A 272-nucleotide genomic window follows, 5' to 3' on the forward strand; every position below is an offset into this window, starting at 1 on the left:
GCACGCTCACGACCGTGTCCGCGGCGGCCACGGCGTCCGCCGCCGAGACCGCGACATGTGCGCCGCGGCGGCCGATGGTCTCGGCCGGCTCCGGTGAGCGGTTCCAGACGGTGACGGTGTGGCCGGCGTCGATCACGTGCGGGACGAGCTCGCGGCCCATCCGGCCGAGCCCGAGGAATGCGATGTCCATGCGCCCACTCTCCACCGTGGAGAGCGCGGACGGAACCCGGGAGGCGGGGCGGAAGACCTGAACCTGGGAAGCAACGCAAGAT

At 72.4% G+C, this 272-nt stretch carries 1 protein-coding gene; it reads right to left on the reverse strand.

All coding sequences use genetic code 11. The features are described 5' to 3' along the window. A partial coding sequence (locus AC1RPQ_RS08480; RefSeq protein WP_481762342.1) for an NAD(P)-binding domain-containing protein occupies positions 1–190 on the reverse strand: 190 nt, incomplete at its 3' end. Positions 191–272 lie beyond the last annotated feature (82 nt).

Source organism: Dellaglioa sp. CoH-57-MRSF-21 (assembly GCF_056781915.1).